22 protein-coding genes, 2 tRNA genes and 1 pseudogene are annotated in these 23,494 nt (G+C 53.3%); 13 read left to right on the forward strand and 12 right to left on the reverse strand.

Annotated features, from left to right (window positions below; genetic code table 11):
* Nucleotides 1-242: 242 nt before the first annotated feature.
* Complete coding sequence (locus tag F6R98_RS18920; protein ID WP_153250400.1) at nucleotides 243-1,259, reverse strand: FecR family protein; 1,017 nt, start codon at nucleotides 1,257-1,259, stop codon at nucleotides 243-245.
* Between the two features lie 316 nt (nucleotides 1,260-1,575).
* Nucleotides 1,576-2,079, reverse strand: a complete 504-nt coding sequence (locus F6R98_RS18925; RefSeq protein ID WP_153250401.1) for an RNA polymerase sigma factor — start codon at nucleotides 2,077-2,079, stop codon at nucleotides 1,576-1,578.
* Between the two features lie 255 nt (nucleotides 2,080-2,334).
* Here F6R98_RS18925 and F6R98_RS18930 point away from each other — a divergent pair, with 255 nt between their 5' ends.
* Together F6R98_RS18930 and F6R98_RS18935 are read left to right on the forward strand one after the other, a co-directional pair.
* The gene (locus F6R98_RS18930; protein WP_194270017.1) at nucleotides 2,335-2,481 is read left to right on the forward strand and encodes a restriction endonuclease subunit S domain-containing protein; all 147 of its coding nucleotides are present in this window, start codon (nucleotides 2,335-2,337) and stop codon (nucleotides 2,479-2,481) included.
* A 23-nt stretch (nucleotides 2,482-2,504) separates the two neighbouring features.
* Nucleotides 2,505-2,693, forward strand: a complete 189-nt coding sequence (locus F6R98_RS18935) for a hypothetical protein (RefSeq protein ID WP_153250402.1) — start codon at nucleotides 2,505-2,507, stop codon at nucleotides 2,691-2,693.
* Nucleotides 2,694-2,893: 200 nt separating this feature from the next.
* Here F6R98_RS18935 and F6R98_RS22245 read toward each other — a convergent pair.
* Nucleotides 2,894-3,594: pseudogene (locus F6R98_RS22245) on the reverse strand (IS3 family transposase); the annotation flags it as partial.
* Nucleotides 3,595-3,596: 2 nt separating this feature from the next.
* Nucleotides 3,597-3,671 (reverse strand) — tRNA-Pro (locus F6R98_RS18950).
* Between the two features lie 213 nt (nucleotides 3,672-3,884).
* On the opposite strand from F6R98_RS18950, the gene F6R98_RS21730 reads away from it, so the two are divergent.
* From F6R98_RS21730 to F6R98_RS22920, 4 genes are read left to right on the forward strand one after another with little or no spacing between them, the layout of a single operon-like run.
* On the forward strand, nucleotides 3,885-4,043 hold the full coding sequence (locus F6R98_RS21730) for an Arm DNA-binding domain-containing protein (protein ID WP_194270019.1): 159 nt from the start codon (nucleotides 3,885-3,887) through the stop codon (nucleotides 4,041-4,043).
* Nucleotides 4,003-5,091, forward strand: coding sequence for a tyrosine-type recombinase/integrase (locus tag F6R98_RS18955; RefSeq protein WP_194270020.1), 1,089 nt, complete (start codon nucleotides 4,003-4,005; stop codon nucleotides 5,089-5,091). The genes F6R98_RS21730 and F6R98_RS18955 overlap by 41 nt, the downstream gene beginning before the upstream one ends.
* Nucleotides 5,088-5,366, forward strand: coding sequence for a DUF4258 domain-containing protein (locus F6R98_RS18960; protein ID WP_153250406.1), 279 nt, complete (start codon nucleotides 5,088-5,090; stop codon nucleotides 5,364-5,366). Before F6R98_RS18955 ends, F6R98_RS18960 begins: the two co-directional genes overlap by 4 nt.
* On the forward strand, nucleotides 5,363-5,593 hold the full coding sequence (locus F6R98_RS22920; protein WP_153250407.1) for a type II toxin-antitoxin system MqsA family antitoxin: 231 nt from the start codon (nucleotides 5,363-5,365) through the stop codon (nucleotides 5,591-5,593). The genes F6R98_RS18960 and F6R98_RS22920 overlap by 4 nt, the downstream gene beginning before the upstream one ends.
* Before the next feature lie 509 nt (nucleotides 5,594-6,102).
* On the opposite strand, the gene F6R98_RS18970 is transcribed toward F6R98_RS22920, so the two are convergent.
* From F6R98_RS18970 to istA (F6R98_RS18990), 5 genes are all read right to left on the reverse strand, one after another.
* Entirely contained in the window at nucleotides 6,103-6,471 is a 369-nt protein-coding gene (locus tag F6R98_RS18970) for a hypothetical protein (protein WP_153250408.1), read from the reverse strand.
* 203 nt (nucleotides 6,472-6,674) lie between these two features.
* Nucleotides 6,675-7,481, reverse strand: a complete 807-nt coding sequence (gene istB / locus F6R98_RS18975) for an IS21-like element helper ATPase IstB (protein WP_153248859.1) — start codon at nucleotides 7,479-7,481, stop codon at nucleotides 6,675-6,677.
* A 109-nt stretch (nucleotides 7,482-7,590) separates the two neighbouring features.
* A complete protein-coding gene (istB, locus tag F6R98_RS18980) occupies nucleotides 7,591-8,388 on the reverse strand; it encodes an IS21-like element helper ATPase IstB (protein ID WP_153247439.1) in 798 nt (265 codons plus the stop codon).
* Nucleotides 8,385-9,464 carry an IS21 family transposase gene (gene istA / locus F6R98_RS18985; protein WP_194270021.1) on the reverse strand — a complete coding sequence of 360 codons (1,080 nt, stop codon included), beginning with the start codon at nucleotides 9,462-9,464 and terminating at the stop codon, nucleotides 8,385-8,387. The genes istB (F6R98_RS18980) and istA (F6R98_RS18985) overlap by 4 nt, the downstream gene beginning before the upstream one ends.
* Before the next feature lie 48 nt (nucleotides 9,465-9,512).
* Nucleotides 9,513-11,036, reverse strand: a complete 1,524-nt coding sequence (istA, locus tag F6R98_RS18990; RefSeq protein WP_153251149.1) for an IS21 family transposase — start codon at nucleotides 11,034-11,036, stop codon at nucleotides 9,513-9,515.
* A 353-nt stretch (nucleotides 11,037-11,389) separates the two neighbouring features.
* Here istA (F6R98_RS18990) and F6R98_RS18995 point away from each other — a divergent pair, with 353 nt between their 5' ends.
* From F6R98_RS18995 to F6R98_RS19005, 3 genes are all read left to right on the forward strand, one after another.
* Nucleotides 11,390-13,123, forward strand: coding sequence for a hypothetical protein (locus tag F6R98_RS18995; RefSeq protein ID WP_194270022.1), 1,734 nt, complete (start codon nucleotides 11,390-11,392; stop codon nucleotides 13,121-13,123).
* A 14-nt stretch (nucleotides 13,124-13,137) separates the two neighbouring features.
* Entirely contained in the window at nucleotides 13,138-13,959 is an 822-nt protein-coding gene (locus F6R98_RS19000; protein ID WP_194270023.1) for a hypothetical protein, read from the forward strand.
* Nucleotides 13,960-14,066: 107 nt separating this feature from the next.
* Nucleotides 14,067-14,699: a hypothetical protein gene (locus F6R98_RS19005; RefSeq protein ID WP_153250409.1), complete on the forward strand. Its 633-nt coding sequence runs from the start codon at nucleotides 14,067-14,069 to the stop codon at nucleotides 14,697-14,699.
* A 155-nt stretch (nucleotides 14,700-14,854) separates the two neighbouring features.
* On the opposite strand, the gene F6R98_RS19010 is transcribed toward F6R98_RS19005, so the two are convergent.
* Nucleotides 14,855-14,931, reverse strand: a tRNA-Pro gene (locus tag F6R98_RS19010).
* A 98-nt stretch (nucleotides 14,932-15,029) separates the two neighbouring features.
* On the reverse strand, nucleotides 15,030-15,587 hold the full coding sequence (gene orn / locus F6R98_RS19015; RefSeq protein ID WP_153251150.1) for an oligoribonuclease: 558 nt from the start codon (nucleotides 15,585-15,587) through the stop codon (nucleotides 15,030-15,032).
* 197 nt (nucleotides 15,588-15,784) lie between these two features.
* On the opposite strand from orn, the gene F6R98_RS19020 reads away from it, so the two are divergent.
* The 3 genes from F6R98_RS19020 (at nucleotide 15,785) to F6R98_RS19030 (ending at nucleotide 20,060) form a co-directional block, all read left to right on the forward strand.
* Nucleotides 15,785-17,032, forward strand: a complete 1,248-nt coding sequence (locus tag F6R98_RS19020; RefSeq protein WP_153250410.1) for a M48 family metallopeptidase — start codon at nucleotides 15,785-15,787, stop codon at nucleotides 17,030-17,032.
* A 53-nt stretch (nucleotides 17,033-17,085) separates the two neighbouring features.
* The gene (rsgA, locus tag F6R98_RS19025; protein WP_153250411.1) at nucleotides 17,086-17,991 is read left to right on the forward strand and encodes a ribosome small subunit-dependent GTPase A; all 906 of its coding nucleotides are present in this window, start codon (nucleotides 17,086-17,088) and stop codon (nucleotides 17,989-17,991) included.
* Between the two features lie 1,391 nt (nucleotides 17,992-19,382).
* Nucleotides 19,383-20,060, forward strand: coding sequence for a response regulator (locus F6R98_RS19030; RefSeq protein WP_194270024.1), 678 nt, complete (start codon nucleotides 19,383-19,385; stop codon nucleotides 20,058-20,060).
* 127 nt (nucleotides 20,061-20,187) lie between these two features.
* On the opposite strand, the gene F6R98_RS19035 is transcribed toward F6R98_RS19030, so the two are convergent.
* Nucleotides 20,188-21,045 (reverse strand): radical SAM protein, encoded by an 858-nt coding sequence (locus F6R98_RS19035; RefSeq protein ID WP_153250413.1) that lies wholly within the window; start codon nucleotides 21,043-21,045, stop codon nucleotides 20,188-20,190.
* 300 nt (nucleotides 21,046-21,345) lie between these two features.
* On the opposite strand from F6R98_RS19035, the gene dxs reads away from it, so the two are divergent.
* Nucleotides 21,346-23,220 (forward strand): 1-deoxy-D-xylulose-5-phosphate synthase, encoded by a 1,875-nt coding sequence (gene dxs / locus F6R98_RS19040; RefSeq protein ID WP_153250414.1) that lies wholly within the window; start codon nucleotides 21,346-21,348, stop codon nucleotides 23,218-23,220.
* Nucleotides 23,221-23,494: the final 274 nt, after the last annotated feature.

Consider the following 23,494-nt stretch of genomic DNA (forward strand, 5'->3'; position numbering starts at 1 on the left):
AACGCGACCACAAACTTCACAATTGCTATCATTAAGCTTCATGCAAATCGAAGAACTTACGGCGCGCCATCGCGCTCGGCGGTGAACGGGAATTTGTAACCGCTATAGTCGCCGGCCATGAGGTGACCGCGCCAGTTGCCCGGGAGGTTGCGCACATGATGCCGATGGCGCAGCCATCAGTGCGACGGCTAGATGATAAAGCGCGACTGAAAATATTGCTCCGATCCGGCAGGCTTTATGTTTCAAAAACCCGGCTGATAGAGCATGGTCAGAGCCCTGGAAATACTCAGTGAGCGCAGTTCCAGGTTTTTTTCGAGCGCGCTGAGAATGTCCTGGGGATAAGCCAAGTCGAACGCGCCGCTGACGATGCGTTGTCGAATGCGCGGATCGGCGATCATGATTTTGCCGGGAAAATAGCGGTTCAGTTCGGTGACCACAGAAGCCAGTGATTGCTGGTTAAATACCAACAAGCCGTTTTTCCAGGCAGAAACCTGCCGGGCGTCGGTATGCAATACCGGGCCGGCGCCATACATGTTGAGCGTGGTTTGTAAACCGGCTGTCAGTTCGATTGCCTGACCCCTGGCTCCTTCGCGGTAAACTTTTACCTTGCCTTCGGAAACGGTGACTGTCATCTGCCCGCTTTGCTTGTAAACGTCGAAAGCAGTACCCGTAACTTGAGTTACGCCATAATCGGTAACGACAAGGAAAGGGCGCGCGGAATTATGGGCTACCTGGAAATAGGCTTCGCCTTCCGAGAGCTTGATTACGCGTTGTTGCGAAGAGAACGCGACCGATATCGCGCTGTGCGTGTTCAACGTGATTCGAGAGCCATCTTCCGTGACAAGCTCGCGCCTTTCACCCCAGCCGGTATGGTAATCGCTGTTCCAGAAATGAAAAAAGCCAGGCAAGCAGGTGAACATAAGCACTGCTGCGGCCAGAGAAAAGCCTGCCAATGCTCGACGACGCGTTCTCCCTCCGGCAAACCGCGGTGCGGAAAGTGCTGGTTTGCGCGTTAATGCAGTGATTTGAGCGCTGGCGGCACTTTGAGCGTCTTCCCTTTCGAAAACTCTTTTTGCAGGCGTATCCAGCCATGCCCAAAACCTTTCGACATCCGCATAAGCTTCGGCATGACTGGGATTTAGCTGACGCCACTCTTCGAAATGAACGAAATCTTCAGGCACGGCGTCCCCTGAGTGGAGCTTGGAAAACCACTCGATGGCCTCGTTGGAGATTGTTTCCTCCATGGAGTTGCTATGCATAACCGTTTTTATAAATTATTAGCCACTATGCAGCGCGTGCTTATGCCGAGGCAATAGGGGAGAGCTCTCTAAAATATCGGGGTAGATTCAAATTGCTTCGCAAACCCGTCAGAGGCTCGTCTTTGGCCATCCGGCCCGCAAAAAGTCGCTCCGGACCTGGCTTGCGTTCTCTTCCTGGCCGTCCGCTGAATAGTTGGAATTATTATTATGTCTGATCCAAGTCACTGGAGTAGATTTGCTCCAATGAGTTGATTACAGTCTGTCCACACGTTATTGTCAAGCAATGATTTGAACTCTCGCCGTGGAGCCGGCAACATTATGATTGGCGCATGCGATCGCGCAGTAACTTCAATGCCTTGCCGATATGTGTTTCCACAGTGCGTGGAGAAATGCCCAGTTGCCTGGCGATCTCCGCATGACTGAGGTGTTGCACCTTATGAAGCAGAAATACCCGCCGGCATTGCGCCGGCAGCTCGGAAATCAACTGTTCGAGGCGATCCAGTTCCTGGCCCGTTTCCGCGATTTTCTCGGGCGAAGGTTTCGGGCAGACCAAATCCTCTTCCAAAGGTTCGATATGATTCCATGATGAAACGGCGGCCCGTCTTCCGTGATCGGTCGCCAGGTTGCAGGCAATACGGAATAAATACGCGCGTAAATTACCGATTTCCGAAGCGGGGTCCTGTTGAAGAACCCGTAAATAGGTTTCCTGCATCAGGTCTTCCGCCGTATGGCTGCAACCTAGACGGCGTTTAAGCAACTGCAGCAAGGGTTTTTGGATGTCAAGAAAAGTCGATTCAATCAGCGCAATAGAGGATTTCATTATTGTTATTCTGTTGACATTTACGTTTCCGCCAGGGGGATGCTGCTTTCATATACTTGAGTACAGGGCCACGCATTAGCCGTGCCATAATTTTTTATTTTAAGATTCATAGTCATATTTATTTATGCAATCAAGAAAATTTAGGCATATGACACAGTGGTGTGGCATTTCACACACCTTCCCGGTATATGAAACGGCTTCAGACGTTACTGCCCGTCAATAGTTACTCAGCCGTCGCGGGCAGCTCTGCGACCAATGGCGCTTCAGCGTGAAATAGCCGCGAAGTTCAATGCTGTTAGTGAAGAAGCCAAACGTCTGGAAGCCATTTACCAGCAAAAACTGACCGCCCTTGATGAACTCAAAAAATCCCTACTTCATCAGGCCTTCAGCGGTCAGCTATGATGTCGGCATAACGGAGGTAGGTGATGGAAAATATTCAAACAGAGCTGGTCATTTTTCAGGAATCGGGGCAGCCGGTTGAGGTTAGGCTGGATGCGCAGAGTGATACCGTTTGGCTGACTCAGCGGCAAATGGGTGTTTTGTTCGATACCACGCCTGAAAACATCCTGATGCACTTGAAAAATATCTTTCAAGACGAAGAGTGTTGTCGCTGACCGAAAACTGACCCATGTAGAGGTGGTTTGCTGATTCAAAAGTGACCCAGGTGTTCTACTTGCCCTGTCCAATTTTTGGGCAGGAGATAAAGGTGATCACTATGGAAATGATAGGCAAGATACGGCGGATGTATTTACGCGACAAAATGTCGCTGCATGAGATAGCAAAGTGATGTGTCAACACTTTTCCGGACACAAAGTTAAGCAGTTTTAAACTGCAATTCGTAGTCCACTGGCGACATATACTCGTTGGCCGAATGAAGCCGCTCCCGGTTATAAAAGACTTCAATATATTCAAATATACTCTGCTTGGCTTGCTCCCGGGTTTTGTAGTTTTCCTGATAAATCAGCTCTGTTTTGAGCGTATGAAAAAAACTTTCCGCAACGGCATTGTCCCAGCAATTCCCCTTACGGCTCATACTTTGCCGAACACCGTGTTGCTTCAATAACATCCGATGACTTTCCGACGCGTATTGACTGCCGCGGTCGGTATGCCAGATCAGGCCTTTTTCCGGCTTACGCTTCCAAACCACCATCAAAAAGGCATCGTTGGCCAACGCAGTGCGCATATGTTCAGCCATAGACCAGCCTACGACTTGGCTAGAATATAAGTCGATTACCACCGCTAAGTACAGCCAGCCTTCTTGCGTCGAAATATAGGTATATCACCCACGTAAGCTTGGTTGGGCCGCTGGACGCTAAACTGGCGACCCAGAGGATTGGCTGCAACCGGCAGGTTATGCTGCGAATTTGTGGTCGCCTTGAAGCGGCGCCGGGTCTTACAGCGTAAATCGGCTTGTCGCATCAAGCGCCCAATTCTTCGGCGGCTCAGATGGATATCCCTCTTTCCCAATTCTATTTTCAGCCGTCGTGTGCCGTAGCTCCCGCGGCTTTTTTTAAATTTGGTCGGGACGACAGGATTTGAACCTGCTACCACCTGTCCCCCAGAAAGGTAACTTACCATTCTATTACGTCCAGCAAACACTCATACAAACTAGAAATCCCATTATAAACAGCAGTATATGGGATTGCATTTTCCAAGATTGTCCGATAACATCTTACACAAGCCGCCCAAATTGTTATCCCGAAAGTTATCCCGGAAATTGATGGTGCGGATTCAATTTAGAAATGCAATCCCTATGGGGATTTAGTGTAACGTATTTCCACTCTGAAGAATACTTGGTGCAAATCATGGCAATCAACAAGCTCACCGATGTAGCCTTCCGTAAAATCAAACCGACTGACACCGAGCAGTTGCTGGCGGATGGCGGCGGGCTTTATGTGCGGGTACGATCACAATCAGAGGAGCGTGAACAAGGGTATCGACCCCGCGTTGAAGAAAGCCAATGATATTCAACGCAATCGACAGGAACAGCTTGCGGAAAAATTAAAATTGGATCAGCAAGCCGCACGCGCTACTATCAACGACCTGTTTGATCGATGGGTAAGCTTGGAGCTGTCACAACGCAAAGAATCTTCGCGTGATGAACTGGTGCGCGCTTTCAATAAGGATGTGCTTCCAGTGATCGGTAAAATGCCTGCGGACGATGTAACCAAGGCACACGTTATGAACATACTGGATAATATATTATCCAGAGGCGCGCGCCGTCTGGCTAACCGCACATTGTCGGAGCTGCGGCAAATGTTTGGCTTTGGATATACCAGGGACATCATTAAGACTGATCCCACACACCGGCTTAGCAAGGCCGATATAGGCGGGAAGGAAACGCAGCGCGATAGGGTTTTATCTGAGGCTGAAATCCGCTTGCTGACGATCAAGATACCGGAAGCGGGTCTTCACCCCGCCACGGAATGTGCGATTTGGATCATGCTGGCGACCGGTTGCCGCATCGGTGACTTGATGAAAGCCACATGGGATGAAATCGACCAGGAGGCACGAACATGGGTGTTCTCCCCGGAGAAAGACCAGACGCATATTAAGCGCACGCATACTGTATATTTATCCGATTTTGCTTGGCGGCAGTTTGAGCGGCTGCGTGATTACAATGGCGGCGGACAGTGGTTATATCCGAACCGGGAAGTTACAGCGCCGGTGTGCAAGAAATCTGTTACCAAGCAGATAGGCGACCGCCAGCGGACAAAAGCGCCGTTAAGCGGACGAAGCCGGTTGGTGGATTCGCTTGTACTTCCTGGCGGCAACTGGACACCACACGATTTGCGGCGCACCTGCGTTACCGTAATGGTGGAGCTGGGCGTGTCGGGAGACGTGGCCCATCTGTGCACTTATCACATAGAACAGGACGTCATCAAAAGGACATACAACCGCGCCAAGCAGGTTGAAGCGCAAAAGCAGGCTTGGAAGCTATTGGGGGATCGGCTGGAGATTCTGACCAGCGGTAACATAGATAATGTTGTTTTGCTGAGGCAGGCATCATGAAGCTTGTCTACCGGCAGCATGCCATACGTCGTATGTTTGAACGCAACATCAATACCGACGATGTTACCGCCGCGTTGACAACCGGGAATGAGATAGAAAAATACCCGAATGACACCCCGTACCCAAGCTGTCTATGGCTGGGATACTCGGGTAGCAGACCGTTGCACATCGTCTTTGCGGATAACACAGAAGACGATGAGCGTATCGTAATTACAGCCTATGAGCCTGATTCGGCGCAATGGCTACCAGACTTTACAAAGAGGGCTAGGGTATGAAGTGTGTAATCTGTAAGCAAGGCAACACCCGTGCAGGTACCGCAACTGTAATTCTTGAGCGTGATGGTTCGACTGTCGTCTTTCATAAAGTGCCTGCGGATGTTTGCGATAACTGCGGCGAGGCTTATCATTCCAGTGAGGTAACGGAAGCGCTTCTGCAACAGGCTGCGGCGTCGATAGCTCAGGGGGCAGAGGTTGACATCAGGCGGTATGCCGTTGCGGCGTGACCATGAAATCCGTTTACCATCCAGAAGACGACAGACTGTTAAAGTTCAACGTAAAGCCTATTGTGCGCGAAGTCTCCCGGGACTGGCATGTGAATATTGCTTATGCAGAAGATGGGGATATGTGGAAATTACTGTATTGGATTCGCAAGCAACAGGCCTTTACCCGGTTTTGACGGAGCAGCGGCGAGCGGCGTAAAATGCCTAATTTGTAAGCACGACACACGCACCCAAGTACAGCAACGGTATCTTTGGAACGCGAAGGCTCGACAATCGTATTTCATCGGGTTCCCGCCGCTGATGTTCGCGAAAACTGTGGCGAGGTACACCATTCTGCAAATATTACGAAAGTGCTTTTGCAGCAGGCGGAGACGTCGATAGCTCAAGGCGTGGAGGTTGATGTGCGATGTGCGGCGTTTTGCAGTGGCAGCTTGATAATTGATAGCGAAAGCTTTTGCCGTAGACAGAGGCCTTGATAACTCAGAGCATTGAAATCAAGCTGCTTTGATGAATCAAAGTTCCAGACCATAAAAAACCGCCAGTTGTTTCTCTACCTCTACGCTAATACTGTGGGTGTCAGCTAATCTAAGCTGTTTGAAGTCAGCGATGTTGAAACCGAAATCTTTACTCAAATCTCCAGCGCTGCTATTGTGCAATAGAAGAAAATTGTCATGTAATTTTTGACGTGCTTGATTTAGACCCATTAATAGACCTAGCTCGTGATACACATTTTTGTTGCCTGCTGTCAAATCGACGATCAGATAACCTGAGTCTTCGATCAACTGAAAAATCTCGCTGCTGATTGGGTACGAAAAGCCCTTGTTGAATTCGTCAATGCGGATGGACTTCAACTTCAGATCAAGTTTGTGTTTTCGATTCAAGTGATCGACGGCTGTCTCAATGGCATGTTAACGCTGATTGAATAATGCCCCAGAGTGCTGATTGAATTTTGACCCAGGACCTGTTGCTGTTTTGTGTTGCAGCAACTGTGGATAAGTCTACCAGATTGTTGATTTGAAGTTTTTAGATGCGCGGGAAGTTCACGAAGTTTGGAGACCGTAGTGAACTCCCCGCGCGTGCCTGGTTAGAACGGCTCTTCTACTGCTGCGTTTTTGCCTCCTCTTCGTGTTTGCTCTCTCGATTTGATGCGGGCCTTCGCGGCCATGCTGCTGTGCTGAAACCGGTATGACTCATTCCCGGTTTCAACAATGTGGCAGTGATGCGTCAGCCGATCCAGCAACGCCGTCGTCATCTTGGCATCACCGAATACACCCGACCATTCCGAGAAGCTCAGGTTCGTCGTGATGATCACACTGGTGTGCTCATACAGTTTCGAGAGCAGGTGAAACAGCAAGGCTCCTCCCGTTTGGCTGAACGGCAGATAGCCAAGCTCGTCGAGTATGAGCACATCCATGCGCATCAACGATGCGGCGATTCGCCCGGCACGGCCATCCTGTTTCTCGCGTTCGAGTGCATTGACCAGATCGACCGTCGAATAGAATCGCACCCGCTTACTCTGCGTGGTGATACCCGACACCGCGATGGCGGTCGCCAAATGCGTCTTGCCTGTCCCGGGCCCGCCGATAAGCACCACGTTCTGCGCTGTCTCGGTGAATGATAGCGTTGCCAATTGCTCTACCAGCGGCCGATCAGCCTTGGAGGCGGCGAAGTCGAATCTGGCCAGGTCGCGATGTACCGGAAACCTGGCCGCATTCAATTGGTTTCTCACTGAGCGCATGTGCCGGTCCGTTGCTTCGGCTTGCAGCAGGTGTTCGATCAGCCATTTCGACGAATCGGTCGATGCTGCCCCTTGTGCGATCAGGTCCGTCCATGCGCCGGCCATTCCATGTAGCCGCAAATCCTTGAGTTCAGCAGTGACATCACAACGCATGATCAATCTCCTCCGCATTAAGTTGAGCTTCAGCTGTCAATGCCGATTTAAAATTGATACAGTTTTTGAAGAAATGCCGATTTAAATCTGATACACCTCCCCTAATTCATTATCGCGCTGGCACTATCGTTGTCGGCTCACCTTTAGCCTTGACCATACCGGCTGCCCGTTGATGTTTTAACCGGTAACTGTCGCCGGCAATCGGCACGATATGGGCGTGATGAAGCAAGCGATCCAGCAGAGCGGCAGTCAGCGTTGCGTCCTGAGCAAAGGTCGCGTCCCACTGTCCGAACGGCAAGTTGCTGGTTACAATCAGGCTGCTTTTTTCATAGCGCGCCGCGATGACCTGAAAGAACAGGTTGGCCTGTTCCCGATTCATCGGCAGGTAGCCGATTTCGTCAATAATCAACAGGCGGTAAGCGTTGATCGCCCGATGCATGACGGCCTTCAACTGATTCTGGGTATGCGCAGCCACCAGCGTCAGCAATAAATCGGCTGCCGTGGTAAAGCGGGTCTTAACGCCAGCCTGCGCCGCTTTGTATCCCAAGGCAATCGCCAAATGGGTTTTACCGACACCGGACGGGCCGATAAGCACGACATTCTCGTTACGCTCGACAAAACCCAGCCCTGCCAGTTCGTCAATCTGGCTGCGTTTGACTCCGGGGGCAAAGGCATAGTCGAACGCCTCCAGAGTTTTGATCGCCGGGAAACCGGCAAGGCGTGTAAATAGACTCTGTTTTCTTACCGTTCGCCCCGCTGCTTCCATTTTGAGCATGTCTTCCAGAAAGTCGCTATATGCGCTTTCCTGTTGCGCGGCCTGCTGAGCGGCAGCCGGGTAACCCTGCGCTATGAACGGCAGATTCAGCGATTCACACAGGGTTTGTATTCTTTCGTGTTGCAGGTTCATGCCGCCACCTCCCTTTCACTCTGGATAGCCTCCAGAAGCCCGTCATAGACCGCGAGCGGGTGTTGTAATGGCGTTTCCTGCGCTATCCGTTCGATAACAACGACCGGACGATCTGCCGCCGTTACCACCGCCTCAGATTGCGGGCGCGCCGCGCGGATATCTCCGCGCCAGGGAGCGGGCAGTTCTTGCAGGCGTTCCTCTCCCAGGCGCTCCGAGGGACGCACTTGCGTGGTGCCATGTATGCGTTCATTGGCTACGTCTTTTAGCCAGCGTCGCACTTCAGCATTGGCAGTGACCACGTCCAGCGTCAGCCCGGACTGCTTGAGCTGTGCCACCAGCGGAACATAAAAAGAGCGGCGCAGATAGCCGTTGAAACGCTCGACTTTACCCTTGGTCCTGGCGCGATAAGGGCGACACAGTTTTATAACGAAACCGCAATGCCGCGCATAATCGAGAAATCCAGCGTGGAAACGATGCTCACCTTCACCCGATGCGTCGCGCTCCAACACCACCGTCTTCATGTTGTCGTAAAGAGCCCGTTGCGGAATACCGCCAAAAGAGTCGAACGCATGGTTATGGCACGCGATCAGCGTCTCCACTTTCATGTCCGTGACGAACTCGACAAAGCTGGCTCGACTGTAGCCCAGCGTTGCGCAGAAGGCGTAGAGCGGGTTACTGCCTTTACGAAATTCGACCCAATCGACCTGCATCTGCTCGCCCGGCACCGTCTCAAAGCGCACCACCGGCTCTGCCGCGCATGTGGGCTTGAGGCTATGCAGGTAGGCACGTAGCTGACTTTGTCCGCCGCTATAACCCAATGCGGCTATCTCTCGATACAACACCGTCGCCGGTATCCAGGCCGGTTGCGCCGCAGCCTGCCGTTCCTGTAAATACGCTTCAAATGGCGAAAGCTTGGTAGGGCGCTGCTTTTTGCGTTCGTATCGGGGCAGGCTATCGCTTGCAAGATGACGGCGTACCGTGTTGACCGCGCATCCGGTCTCTTCGGCAATCTTGCGTAAACTCAAGCCGTGTTTTCTCAATAATTCAATTTCCACATACACCTCGTCAGTGATCACGGCTGCGTTCCAAATGCAGCCGATCTTCTCAATTCGGTGTATCAGTTTTCAATCGGCACGCTGTATCAATTTACATCCGGCAGTGACATCAGCGTCATGCCTCAGTTCATCATATCGGCTGGTATTGGCCAGCGGCACATCCTTGAGCTGCAAACTCGTTTCCACATTCGGTGGAAGGGGCGGCGCATTCAGCCGTCCCAGTACGTTGAGTACGTGTTCCACACTCAGCACGCCGGATTCGATGACCAGTTCCACCGCAACAATAACGGCTTCAAGCCCCGCCCGTGGTACGGCGGCCAGCACCTGCGCCATGCAGCGATCTCCGCCCGGATCGCGCATCAGCCCCTGCCTGAGCTGTCTGAGTGGTACAGGCATGTCTGCGAACGGGGCGCCATTGCGCAGCGCTCCCGGTTTGCGTTCGATCAGCGTGATGTAGTGTTGCCAGTCGTAGCGAACATGTCCGCGTTCTGTCAGGCGCTCGTGGCAGGCGACAAACGCGTCACCCGACACAACGATGACTTGATTGGGATAGAGCCGGACGCTGACCATCTTGCCCGCCAGCTCGCATGGCACGGAGTAGTGGTTGCGCTGTACATTGATCAGGCACGTGCTCGATACACGAGCCGGATTTTCAACATACCCATCAAATTGAACCGGCATGGGCATCATGTGCGCGCGCTCCTGCTCCAGCATGTCGGCTACGCTAAGCTCCTTGTACTCGGGATGGTGCAGCTCGCCCCATAATGCCCGGCAGCGATCACCCAGCCACACATTGAGTTCGACGAATGAACCGAACCGCTGGTTCTGCGCTTCCAGCCAGATGCGCCGCCGACTGTCCTGTACGTTCTTCTCGACAACGCCTTTCTCCCAGCCGGATGCCACGTTGCAGAAATCGGCATCGAACAGGTAGTGCGCGCGCATCACGGCAAAGCGCGCATTGACCACGCGTCCCTTACCTTTGTTGACGCGATCAACGGCAGTCTTCATGTTGTCGTAAATGCCACGGCGAGGAATGCCACCCAGCGCCGCAAAGGAGCGCGTATGGGCATCGAACAGCATCTCGTGCCCTTGGCCCGGATACGCCACCAGCCAGAATGCCCGACTGGCGCACAGCTTCAGGTGCGATACCTGTATGCGCCGGTAAATGCCTCCAATTACCAACCCTTCTTCGCTCCAGTCAAACTGGAAGGCTTCGCCAAACTCAAATTTCAACGGCACAAAGGCGTGGGGCTTCTTGCCTGAGTCAGCACGCCAGTTGCGAATGAACGCAGTCACCTGGCTGTAACCGCCCGTGTAACCATCCGTCTTGATTTGTGCAAACAGATTTTTGGCGGTGCGCCGATTCTGTTTGGGGCGATGGGAATCCGCTTTGAGGGCTTGTTCCAGTGTGGGGTGAAACGCGCTGAGCTTGCAGTCCGCCTTTATCCTGCGGTATTTCGGCGGTACTGCTTTCTCTTCCGCCCTTAGCCATTTGCGTATCGTGTTGCGCGATAAACTCGTGCGTCTAGCGATCTCGTGTAGCGACATCTTGTCGCGTAAATACATCCGTCGAATCTTGCCTATCATTTCCATAGTGATCACCTTTATCTCCTGCCCAAAAATTGGACAGGCCAAGTAGAACACCTGGGTCACTTTTGAATCAGCAAACCACCTCTAACTGGGTCAGTTTTCGGTCAGCGACAACAGAATGGCATCCAGAGTATCGCTATTCCGTTGATGAACTGATTGCCGGTTTGCAATTGGAGCTGGCGCAGGTTGGGCGGCCTAAGCGGCGCGAGGGGCGCGCGGTTCAAGAACGCCCATCGGACGGTGATCCGGTATGGATTCCACGCCCAGAGGAAAACGCTGTCATTGTCGCGTTGCGCGAGCGTAGTCTTTACAAAGCCCCGCTCGGTAACGGTAAGCACGATCTCAGTTGTCCATGGATGGCTGAGCACAGCGGTGGAGTGGATGGAGGCACTGCCTATTTCGAGCCCGACGACCAATGGCCAATAGGCGGTTTTAAATGCCTGCATGGTCATTGTGCCGACCGGCATATCCGCGATCTGCTGCGTTTTCTGGATATCGAAGCGAATGCGGCGCGCATGAAACCAACCATCCGGGTGGTGGCGGGGGAAATCCATCGTGTAGTTGATGCGGCCGAACATGAGCTTGCATTGGCAAAGCGGTTTTACCAGCGCGGAGGGTTGATCGTTACCGTGACGACTGACCCCGGTACGCGTGAAACCCGCATTCAGGAAATCAGCCAGCCAGCTCTAGTGCGCGCGTTGGCGGGGGTTGCGACATGGGAACGCTTTGATGCGCGCACTGAAGATTGGGTTCGTGCCGATCCGCCAGCGCGGCATGCGGCGGTATTGTTCGACTCGACCAGTTACCCTCATTTGCCTGTACTGAATGGCCTCACGCGTCAACCTTATCTGCGACCTGATGGTAGCTTGATGACTACTGCAGGATATGACTCAACGATAGGCATGTTCGGCGTGTTCGATGCGCGAGCATTTGACGTACCGGACAACCCAACGCGCGCACAGGCTGAAGCCGCGTTAGCGTTGTTGCAGGACTTACTGATCGAATTCAGCTTCGCCAAAGATACCGATCTGGCAGCGGCTCTAACCGCCATACTTACTGCAGCCATTCGTTCAGGCCTTGCGCACGCGCCCATGATTCATGTGCGCGCACATATGGTGGGATCGGGTAAGTCTTACCTATGCAAATTGATCACCGCCTTTGCTACGCCTCAACGTGGGACACCTACCTCATTTCCTGCCGACGACGAAGAGTGCCGTAAATTGTTGCTCGCGGAATTGTTACGTGCGCCCGCGGTGATTGAGTTTGATAACTTGACCGGCGATCTTCTGCCGCACAAGAGTCTATGTACCGCATTGACTTCGGAGTATATGAGCGGGCGCATCCTGGGTGTATCCAAAACCGCGACGGTTGTTACCCGCAGCTTATTTATGTCAAGTGGCAATAACGTGGGGCCTATTCAGGATATGGCGCGCCGCTGCATTACTATCAATCTATCTCCAGAGTGCGAAATTCCGGCAGCCCGCAGTTTTCAGCGGCCCGATCTGGTGCGGGAAGTATTACGAGAACGAGGACGCTATGTCTCAGCGGCTTTAACTCTCGTACGCGCTTGGATTGTTGCCGGTAGACCGATGACAGATTGCAAGTCACTGGCCAGTTATGGTGACTGGTCTAATCTTTGTCGACAGCCGTTGATGTGGCTGGGTTGTGCCGATCCGACTGCATCGGTGTTTGAGGCAATGGCGGAAGACCCGGATCGAGAAACATTATCACGTCTCCAGACTGCATGGTTAGCGGTGTTTGGTAAAAGGCCAGCCATGATTCGTGATGCAGTTAACCAATCGTTATTTGGTCATGATGAAAGCATAGAGCTGGGTGAAGTGCTACACGATATTGCAGGCGAGCGAGGCGTCATTAACCGTCGAAAGCTCGGTCGTTGGATCAAGCGCCATGCCGGGCGTATTGTCGAGGGCCTGCGATTTACCCGCGCCAGTGGTAGTCGATCCGCAGAAGCGTGGCAGGTGGAATCGGTTTCGTCGGTTTTATCGGTTTCTGTCGGCTCAACTGAAAAAACTGTCATAAATAACGCATGCGATAGTGATGCCTATCTTCGAGCCAGTCGCGGCGAGTAACAGGAGAAATTGTTATGGAAGTTTTAAAAAATAACCATCTCGTTGAAGCGCAAGCCATTAATGAACCCAGCGAACCCACTGCACTGAACGGCTATGGTTCTGTGCGCTTCAATGCGTTGAAGCATGGCATTTTATCGCAACATGTAGTGCTGGGGCATGAGGATAAAAATGAGTTTGACAATCTACTGTCTGCACTGATCATTGAATATCAACCAGGCGGGCCCACAGAAATGCACCTGGTAGAAGAACTGGCTGGCATCATGTGGCGTAAAAAACGAGTATTGCTTGCTGAAGGGGCTGCTATAAACCGTGGATTACGGAGTGTTGCCCACAGCGCACATGATAGCCCTGTTCCGGCAGCAGCGCCTTTTGAGCGTGCATTCACAGTCAGGGACGCCGATCTCCCTGATCTGCTGACTGAAACCCCTGACGAAACAGCAAAGAGCCAGCAAAATACAAAGGCTGATCTTGCAGCAACGCGCAAGGCAGCGGCAATTCTGCGTAAGGGTGGAGCAAATGCCTATCAGAGAGCTCGGCGCACACTCATTCAGGAATCCCGGGACTGGTGGGATCAGTACGTGGAGGATGGAGAGCATCCTGCTACTGCTGATGGGCTTGAACAATTCATCAGTGAAACGCTTGAACCCATTTGCTTTCAAATGGAACGAGAAGCGCGATATCAACCGGCAATCAAGGCGCAGACATTGGGTGAAGGGGTGCAGGTACATCGTTTTGAGAAGCTGAATCGTTATGAGACCCATCTTGACCGCAAGTTTGAGCGCACACTGGCTATGCTTTTGAAACTAAAAGAACTGCGTGGCGGCGGAAGTAAATAAGCTATTACATCAATACCATGGGCTGGGCGGTGGCAGATTTATAGCCGTTTATGCGACAGACATTCAGCGAACTTGCCTAATGATTTCGGTAAAATTGGGAGAACATAATGGGTGGCATTTGTAGTGGACGACGCAGGTATTCCGGCTCAAAGAAAACGACAGGTGATTATTTGGCATTGGATAGCCGGTACTTGCAGCGTGAAGGACTACTTGAGGCTAATTGTTCTAGAAACTTGGATTGGAGTCGTAATGACGTTAAGGTCGCAGCCATCAATATTCGCGCTGAAGTTGGTCGTGTGATTCTGAGCTATTGCCACAGACGTGGCGACGGCGAATGGACGCATGAGGAATACGCAGTGTCGCTGAAATGGACGCCCTGTAATTATGGCGGTCGACGTGCCTGGTTCATTTGTCCGGCGCGAGGTTGCGGTCGACGCGTGGCGATTCTCTATGGCGGCAGTATTTTTGCGTGTCGATTTTGTCATCAATTGGCATATCAGAGTCAGCGGCAAACAGATAGTGATCGTGCCAGAACACGGGCGGAAATGATTCGGAAGCGACTCGGCTGGGAGCAAGGTATCCTAAACGGTAGTAGTGGCAAACCGAAGGGTATGCACTGGCGCACATACCAGCAATTAACTCATGAATATATTGACTACGCGGGTGTGTATCTAGCTGATGTAGATATACGGCTAAACCGGTTGAATCGTTTGCTTGGTGTGCTTGCCGGAAAGGGCTGAATCTGTTTCGCAAAATCGCGATTTAGGTGCTTTCGGGGCGGCAATCACTAAAGGTGAGCATCGCCAGCCGTGAAAAATGTTATCCCGTATGTTATCCCGAAAGTAAAAACCTTCGAATCTGTCTTATGTTTTATTTTCTAAGCTATTGATTTAATTGGTCGGGACGACAGGATTTGAACCTGCGACCACCTGTCCCCCAGACAGGTGCGCTACCAGGCTGCGCTACGCCCCGAATATTAGATTCGGCCATATTGGCCTTTTACCCGCTAAGAATGCCATTTTTACGCGTATTCGTCAAATTCAACGAAATAAACCGAATACGGCCAATATCTAACCCGACGCGCCGAGCTGTATGAAGTGCTCGCGGTAGTAACGCAGTTCGCGTATGGACTCGCGAATGTCGTCCAGCGCCAGATGGGTGCCGTTTTTGCTGAAACCTTTCATGATTTTTGGCGCCCAGCGCGTAGCAAGCTCCTTGACGGTAGAAACGTCGAGGTTGCGATAGTGGAAAAACGCTTCCAGTTCCGGCATGCAGCGGTACAGGAAACGCCGGTCCTGGCAGATGCTGTTGCCGCACATCGGCGATTTCCGCTGCGGCAGCCATTCGGCAAGAAACTCGATCGTCGCCTTTTCGGCATCGGCTTCAGACACGATGCTGGCGCGCACCCGCTCCAGCAGACCCGATTTGCCGTGCTGGTTTTGATTCCACGCGTCCATGGCCGCTAAAACGCTTTCCTGCTGATGGATCGCCAAAACCGGGCCTTCCGCCAGTATATCGAGATCCTGGTCGGTGACAATGGTGGCTATTTCGATGATGACGTCTCTTTGCGGGTCGAGCCCGGTCATTTCCAGGTCGATCCAGATCAGGTTTTGCGGGTTTTGCGGCATGGCGTTCCGGCTCTTGAGATAATTCCATGCAGAATAGCGATGCATGGCAATCCCCGTCAATCCTCCGCTGTCTATGATGCGGACACGGCAGGTTTTTTTGTTGGCCGTATCCATCAAAGACGCTTGTCAATAGAGCAGTCTGGGGCTAAGCTGTCGCGATACCCAACGCTGTTTCGACCTGGCCGCGCGCACAACTCATGAACAACTTTACGCTGATTTTTCTATTTGCCCTTGCACTCTCCTTTGCCATCGAGCTTTGGCTTACCCGGCGGCATTTTGCCCATATACGGGCGCATCGGAATGCGGTACCGGACGCCTTCCGCTCGTCCATTACCCTGGAAGCGCATCAAAAGGCCGCCGACTATACCCTTGCCAAGGGCAAGGTCGGCCAGTTCGAGCAGCTTTTGAGCGTCGCCGTGCTGCTGGGATTGACGCTCGGCGGAGGCATCGACCTGGTCGCCAGCTGGTGGGGCGGCGCGCAAACGGCTTCATCGGTCTGGCTGGGTACGGCTATCATCCTCACCGTGATGCTGCTGGCGCAAATCATCGAATTGCCGGCCAGTATTTACCAGACATTCGTGATCGAACAGCGCTTCGGCTTCAACCGCAGCACGGTACGCCAGTTTGCCAGCGATCTCGGCCTGCAGTGGCTGCTGACCCTGTTGATAGGCGCGCCGTTGATCGCGCTGATTTTATGGGTAATGGGCGCCGTCGGCGGCTACTGGTGGCTGCTGGCCTGGGCCATACTGCAGAGCGTGTCCATATTGATGAGCTGGGCTTTTCCAACCTTGATAGCTCCGCTGTTCAATAAATTTACGCCGCTCGAAGACGAGGCGTTGCGCGCGCGCATCGAAACCCTGCTGCAGCGTTGCGGCTTTCAGAGCAAGGGGATTTTTGTGATGGACGGTTCGCGCCGTTCCGGGCATGGCAATGCCTATTTCACCGGTATCGGCAGCAACAAGCGCATCGTATTTTTCGATACCCTGGTCGAGTCGCTCGAACATGAGGAACTGGAAGCGGTGCTGGCGCACGAACTGGGACATTTCAAACGCAGGCATGTGCTGAAAATGCTGATTGCCAGCGCAGTGCTGACCTTGATCGGATTCGCCCTGCTCGGCTGGCTGGTTAATGCCGACTGGTTTTATGCCGGTCTCGGGGTGCATGTGCAGACCAACGCCATGGCCTTGTTGCTGTTCATGCTGATTGCGCCGGTCTTTGCCGGATTCCTTCAACCGGTAATCGCCTATTTTCAACGCAGACACGAGTTCGAAGCCGACTCGTTCGCCGCCTCACTGGCGCAGCCCGACTTTCTGGTGAATGCGCTGGTCAAGCTCTATCGCGACAACGCCAGCACGCTGACGCCGGACCCGCTGTATTCCGCGTACCATTACAGCCATCCGCCGGCGGCAATCCGCATTGCCCATTTACAGGGAAAAGCGGTCTGATTTCATGATGCGCTTAAATCGTTGCGCGCAAAAAACATGAAGGCGCAACGGACTTGAGCGCGGAACGCGACGGTCTGGTCATTGCCCACCTCGGCAAAGGGGTAGCAGTGGAAGGCGCGAACGGAGCCATCGTTCTGTGCCACACCCGGCGCAGACTGGGCGATGTGACCGTCGGCGACCGCGTACGCTGGGTTGCCTGCGACGGAGATCTGGGGCGAGTAGAATCGGTACTGCCGCGCACATCCTGCCTGCTGCGGCCCGGCTATGCCGGGAAGCTGCGCTATGTTGCCGCGAACCTCGATCGTATCTATGTGGTGCTGGCGCCGCTGCCGGAGCCGGACTGGCTTCTGGTCGACCAGTTTCTGGCAGTGACCGAAGCCAGGGATATCGACGCGCGCCTGCTGGTCAACAAGGCCGACCTTACCGCTACGGCGGGCAGCGACGGGATAAGCGCGCGGCTGCGCGAGTATGAAATGGCCGGCTATACCGTGCGTGCGGTCAGCGCCTTGCAGAGAACCGGCATGGACGCCTTGATGAGCGAGTTGCAGGGGCAGTGCAGCATGTTTGTCGGGCAATCGGGCGTCGGTAAATCGTCGCTGACCAATACCTTGCTCCCGGAACGGGATTTGCGCATCGGTGAAATTTCCGAAAAAAGCGGTCTCGGGCGGCACACCACCACCACGGCAACGCTTTACCATTTACCCGGCGGCGGCGACTTGATCGACAGCCCCGGCGTCGCTGTGTTCGGTCTGGCGGAAATGAATTGGAATCAGTTGGCCTGGAGCTATCGCGAGTTTCAGTCGCTTATTCCGAACTGCCGCTTTAACGATTGCCGCCATGCAGGAGACAAGGGCTGCGCGATCATGGACGCGGTAAACAGGGACAAAGTGAGTGCGGCGCGTTACCAGCGCTTTCTTAAACTCGGCGAAAAACTGTCCAGTCAGATGTCGGGCGTCTGATAGAGCAAACGTTCAAACTCACCGCCATACAAATCCCGATAAAGATCGCATCAAGCACAACATTCACATTTTCTTCAAAATCTCTTCCGCTTTTCTACGCAGGGCAGGCTCAAGCTTGGCACCCGTAGCGCTACATCAAGGCTACTCATGCTGCCATTTGATCGTCGAGATTACTTCAATTCAAAAAACAACAAACCATTCGGTTTGTGCTGATATTCGCATGAGGGCGGTTATATCGGCTACGACAACAGCAGCCATATCGCGACAGCTTCCAGTTTTAACGCCACGCTCAACGCTGTATCGGAACAACTGGATTTAAATGCTGCGGGCGAGAATTTGAGCATCCGCCCGCGCATCAGGCTCCTGCGCGGCCGACAGCAGCTCGTCTGATTCCCAACCCACAGCTTATGAACTGTTTCAGTCCTCTTAAGAGATTTGAGATTTTTCTTTTCCTTTGCAAACAGCGGTTCGAACCGGAACACGTTTGATCAAATTCGGAAAGACAGTCGGCGACGGCGCTGGGGGAGATCCCGGTTCACGATTGCCAGCTGTATTGACAGCCTTCGCGTGTTTTTTGTCCGTTTGCCTACAATTAACGGTGGGGAGACGCCAAAAAATCCGGTATTCTGATAGCCGTTAAAATGGCTGGACGGACCACACATTACGCCATGCGTTTAAAAATCCGGCATAAACTATTTATCGTTTTTTTACTGATCGCTGTGGTTGTGCTAGTGCTGTCTGCCGGCTTGATGCGCTGAAGTTTGCGCCAGGGGTTTCTGAATTGATAGAGAGTGCAAACCTGACCGGTATGGCCGCCCGCCTTGCCCAGGTCTACGATCCGGTAAAGGGCTGAGCGCAATTGGCGGATGAGACGGACGCCTTAAAAAGGCTTATCCTCGGACGGGGGACGCAATTTACCCGAACCAGCCAGGAAACCTTCTCCCTCGCTGCAATTTACGCCGAAAACGCCCGCAGAGCCGGCATCGCTCGAAGTCGAAACCCGCAATGGATACTGGCTGATGCCGATCGTATGACGCAGTTGCTCAACAACCTGCTGGTAAATAGCGTGCGGTTACGCCGATGCGAACGGTTTGGTTCAGGTAAGCGTCATGAATGAAGATAATAGGGTTGTTGTAGTTCTTCAGGATTCCGCGCCAGGTGTTCAGAGCGAGGAGTTACCCAGGCTGTTCGAGCCGCTCCTACCGGGCAGGGCCTTCGCTTAACCGGAAAAACGGCGGCGCGGGGCTGGGGCTTGCTATTTGCAGGAATATAACGGAAGCGTATGCCAGCAGCATCGTCGCTAATGCTTCTTCGCTGGGAGGCCTGAGAGTGAAGCTTCATTTTCCCGCTTTAATTCCTGATCCGATATTCTGAACTGTTGCAAGGTTATGATGAAACACCCTGTACTGGTGGTCGACGACGAACCCAAGGTTGCGCAACTACTGGTCGATTACCTCAGATTTGCTTCTTATGAAGCGCATGCGCTGATGGAGGGAGGCGAAGTAATTGCCTGGGTCAAGGCGAACTCGCCACAGCTGATCCTGCTGGATCTTATGTTACCCGGAAAAAGCGGTCTGGAAATATGTCGCGAACTGCGCCTTTTCAGTGATGTGCCGATCATTATGATAACTGCGCGTGTTGACGATATCGACCGTTTACTGGGACTGGAAATCGGCGCCGATGATTATATTTGCAAGCCATTCAACCCCCGCGAGGTTATAGCCAGAGTCAAGACCGTTCTTCGACGGACTAACGGTCATTCGCCAACTTTGGCCTTGTACGGAATAACACTGGACGATGTACAGTTTCGTGCTACCGTGCATGGCCAGTCATTAAGTGTGACCCCGGTTGAGTTCCGTTTGTTAAAAACATTTATCGCGGAACCCAAAAGGGTTTTCTCGCGTAGCCAGCTGATGGATTGCGCATATAACGATAATCGCGTGGTGAACGATCGAGCCGTGGATAGCCACATCAAAAATCTGCGCAAAAAGCTGGCATCGCTGTTGCCCCCCGAACAGCCCGCAATGATACATTCGATTTATGGCGTCGGTTATCGCTGGGAACCGTAGAAAAACATTTTATACCTGTTGTTTCTGGCGGTTTTTCGGTGAAACCACATACAGGACATTAATTTTCTTGTCCCGGTCCACAGAACATTTTTCTGATTTTGACATAATACAGGCTAACGCTGTTGACTTAAGGCGTAATCTTTACCGTTAACCCTGTTCCCTCCCGTACTGCCTCTGCAAATGCCAGTATCGCATCTGAAGCCAGAGGCGTTATGATTGCGCATTCAGGCTGCATTGCCGGTCTGGCGGGCCCGTACAGTAATACGCCTTGCAGCTTGACACCTTTATCAAGCGCCGATTGCAATAATTCGACATAAGCTTGCTTTTCTCGGTTGCGATCTATTTTCTCATCGCTTCGGTTGAATAAGCAGGTTTGTATCCACACAGAGCAACAATCAGCGGCTATCGCCAGATTACCGAGTATCGTGTTCGTCGAAAGGGTTACATCGTTAATGGCGCGCACGCCGGATTGCGTCGCGCTGTCGATCTTGAACCAGATTTCACCTCCCTGTTTTCCCCATTCGGCCAGACCGAGTCGCACCGCTGCCCGGCTGATCAGGCTACCGTTGGTGATCAGTACCCGCGCAACGTCAGCTCCGGGCTGCAACGCCATGCATACACGGCCTATCGCCGTTATCACCTGATCGAAAACCGGCGAGCTGGTGGGCTCGCCGTTGCCGGAGATTGCGATATCGCGGATGCTGCGCTGGGCTTCGGGAACCTGGAACTTCTCGTAGAAATCGCCATCAATAACCGATGTTAAAAATGTTTTCAGCTCACGTTCCAGTAGCGGAATATCGGTAACCGGCGCGCTGCCGCGCGTCAGGCCGGGTACCTGGCAATAAATGCAGCGCCAGTTACAGGCATTGTTTGGATTCAGATTGATGCCGACGGAAAGCCCCCCGCTACGCCGGGACAACACGGGGTATACATAGGTCAGGCCGGCGCGGTCGCGGTCGTGATTGTCTATTGTCAGCGCGCTCATGCCCACATCGCTCGCGAACCGGAACGGCAAGACACGCACCGCAACGGATGCAAAACGCTAATGATTAACGACATATGACATTCTTTCCTTGAAAGCAAAGGGCTGCCGCTTCATAATTACACTAATGATAATCTCCAATCAAGATGCTCAACTTCTATACCATACGCCTTATCAACCGCCAGAGTCTTCTGTGTTGCTTGGTCGGATGTTCGCGCAGTCTTTTCCAGAGGCAGCGTGCTGTCTGCGGGCTAAGGAACTTAGCGCATGAAAGTTGCGTCACTCGCCACGGAACCGCCATCAATGACTGAACCAACCCTGCCGCTGTTGCATGGAATCGACAGCCCTGCCGCACTTCGCCAGCTCAACCAGAACCAGCTTCCCCAACTCGCCCAGGAATTGAGAGAGTTTCTTCTGGACAGCGTTAGCCAGTCCGGGGGACATCTGTCCGCCGGTTTGGGTACCGTCGAACTGACTATCGCTCTACATTACGTGTTCGATACACCCGAAGACCGGCTGGTCTGGGATGTGGGGCATCAGGCCTATCCGCACAAGATACTCACCGGTCGCCGCGACCGCATGATGACGATACGCAAAAAGGGCGGCGTTTCCGCTTTTCCTTCCAGAGATGAAAGCGTTTACGATACTTTTGGCGTGGGACATTCCAGTACTTCCATCGGCGCCGCACTGGGCATGGCCATCGCCTCGGCTCTGGATAAGAGCAAGCGGCATGCGGTCGCCATCATCGGCGACGGAGGAATGACCGGCGGCATGGCGTTCGAGGCGATGAATCATGCAGGCGCGCTGGACGCCAATCTGCTGGTGGTGCTTAATGACAATGAAATGTCCATTTCTCCTAATGTCGGCGCACTAAGCAACTACCTGGCCAGAGTGCTGTCCAGCAAATTTTACTCAAGCATGCGCGAAGGCAGCAAGCACATCCTGTCGCGTAGCATGCCGGGCGTTTGGGAGCTGGCGCGCCGCGCGGAAGAGCATGTCAAAGGCATGGTGGCCCCGGGAACCCTGTTCGAGGAATTGGGCTTCAACTATATCGGCCCGATAGACGGTCACGACCTGGACTTACTGATCGATACCTTGCGCAACCTGCGCGAACTGCCGCCCGGCCCGCGCTTTCTGCATGTCGTTACCAAGAAAGGCAAGGGCTATCTGCCGGCGGAACAGGACCCGGTCGCCTATCACGGCGTCGGCACCTTCGACCTGAGCAAGGATCATTTGCCCAAGGCCAAGCCCAGTTCCCCGACCTATACGGAAGTGTTCGGTCAATGGCTGTGCGACATGGCGGTGCTGGACGACAAGCTGCTGGGCATTACACCCGCCATGCGCGAAGGATCCGGACTCTATAATTTCTCGCAACAATTTCCGGAGCGCTACTTTGACGTCGGCATTGCCGAACAGCATGCGGTTACGCTGGCGGCGGGACAGGCCTGCGAAGGCTTCCACCCTGTGGTTGCGATCTACTCGACCTTCCTGCAACGCGGCTACGATCAATTAATACACGATGTGGTGCTGCAGAACCTTTCAGTACTGTTTGCGCTGGACCGCGCCGGCCTGGTGGGCCCAGACGGTCCCACGCATGCAGGCAGCTTCGATTACAGTTACCTGCGTTGCCTGCCCAACATGGTTATCATGGCGCCTGCGGACGAAAACGAATGCCGCCAGATGCTTTACACCGGCTTCAAATATCAGGGACCGGCTTCCGTGCGTTACCCGCGCGGTAAAGGACCTGGCGCTGAAATCAATGAACAGATGAGCGAGATCGAGATTGGCAAAGCCGAGATCAAGCGCCGAGGCAGCCGCATTGCCCTGCTGGCTTTCGGCAGCATGGTTGCTCCGGCGCTGCACATCGGCGAAAAGCTGGACGCGACCGTCGTTAACATGCGCTTTGTCAAACCGCTGGATGAGACGCTGGTGCTGGAACTGGCGCGCAGCCACGACGCCATTGTTACGGTCGAAGAAAATGTGATTCCCGGCGGCGCGGGAGCCGCAGTCAATGAGTTGCTGATTGCGCGCCGCATCATGCTGCCGTTGTTAAATCTGGGATTGCCCGATTTTTTTGTCGAGCAGGGCAGTCGCGAAGAATGTCTGGCAGTATGCGGACTCGATCACGACGGCCTACTGAAATCAGTAACTCAGTTTCTGGCGACACTGCCCGGATAGCCCGGACATGGAGCGGCTAAAAGCAAAAATCAGCTATATATCAGATTTCCTCGGATCGGGCATCGCATTCAAGGATTTGACTCCGTTAATCCGGGACCTCGGCGCGCTGAGTGCGAACGGCAGGTTTCCGGCGGTCGATGATCTCCTTGCGGCGGGAGGTACTGCAAAAACGGGCTGCGAGCTGCTGAAAAGCCTGAACACCGTAATTGCTGCATGCGGGCTTCGTTGTTGAGCCTGATTCTCCCAAGGAGCCCGATTTTCTGGCCTGTTATTC

Origin of the sequence: Candidatus Methylospira mobilis (assembly GCF_009498235.1) — a bacterium.
Classification (GTDB): domain Bacteria; phylum Pseudomonadota; class Gammaproteobacteria; order Methylococcales; family Methylococcaceae; genus Methylospira; species Methylospira mobilis.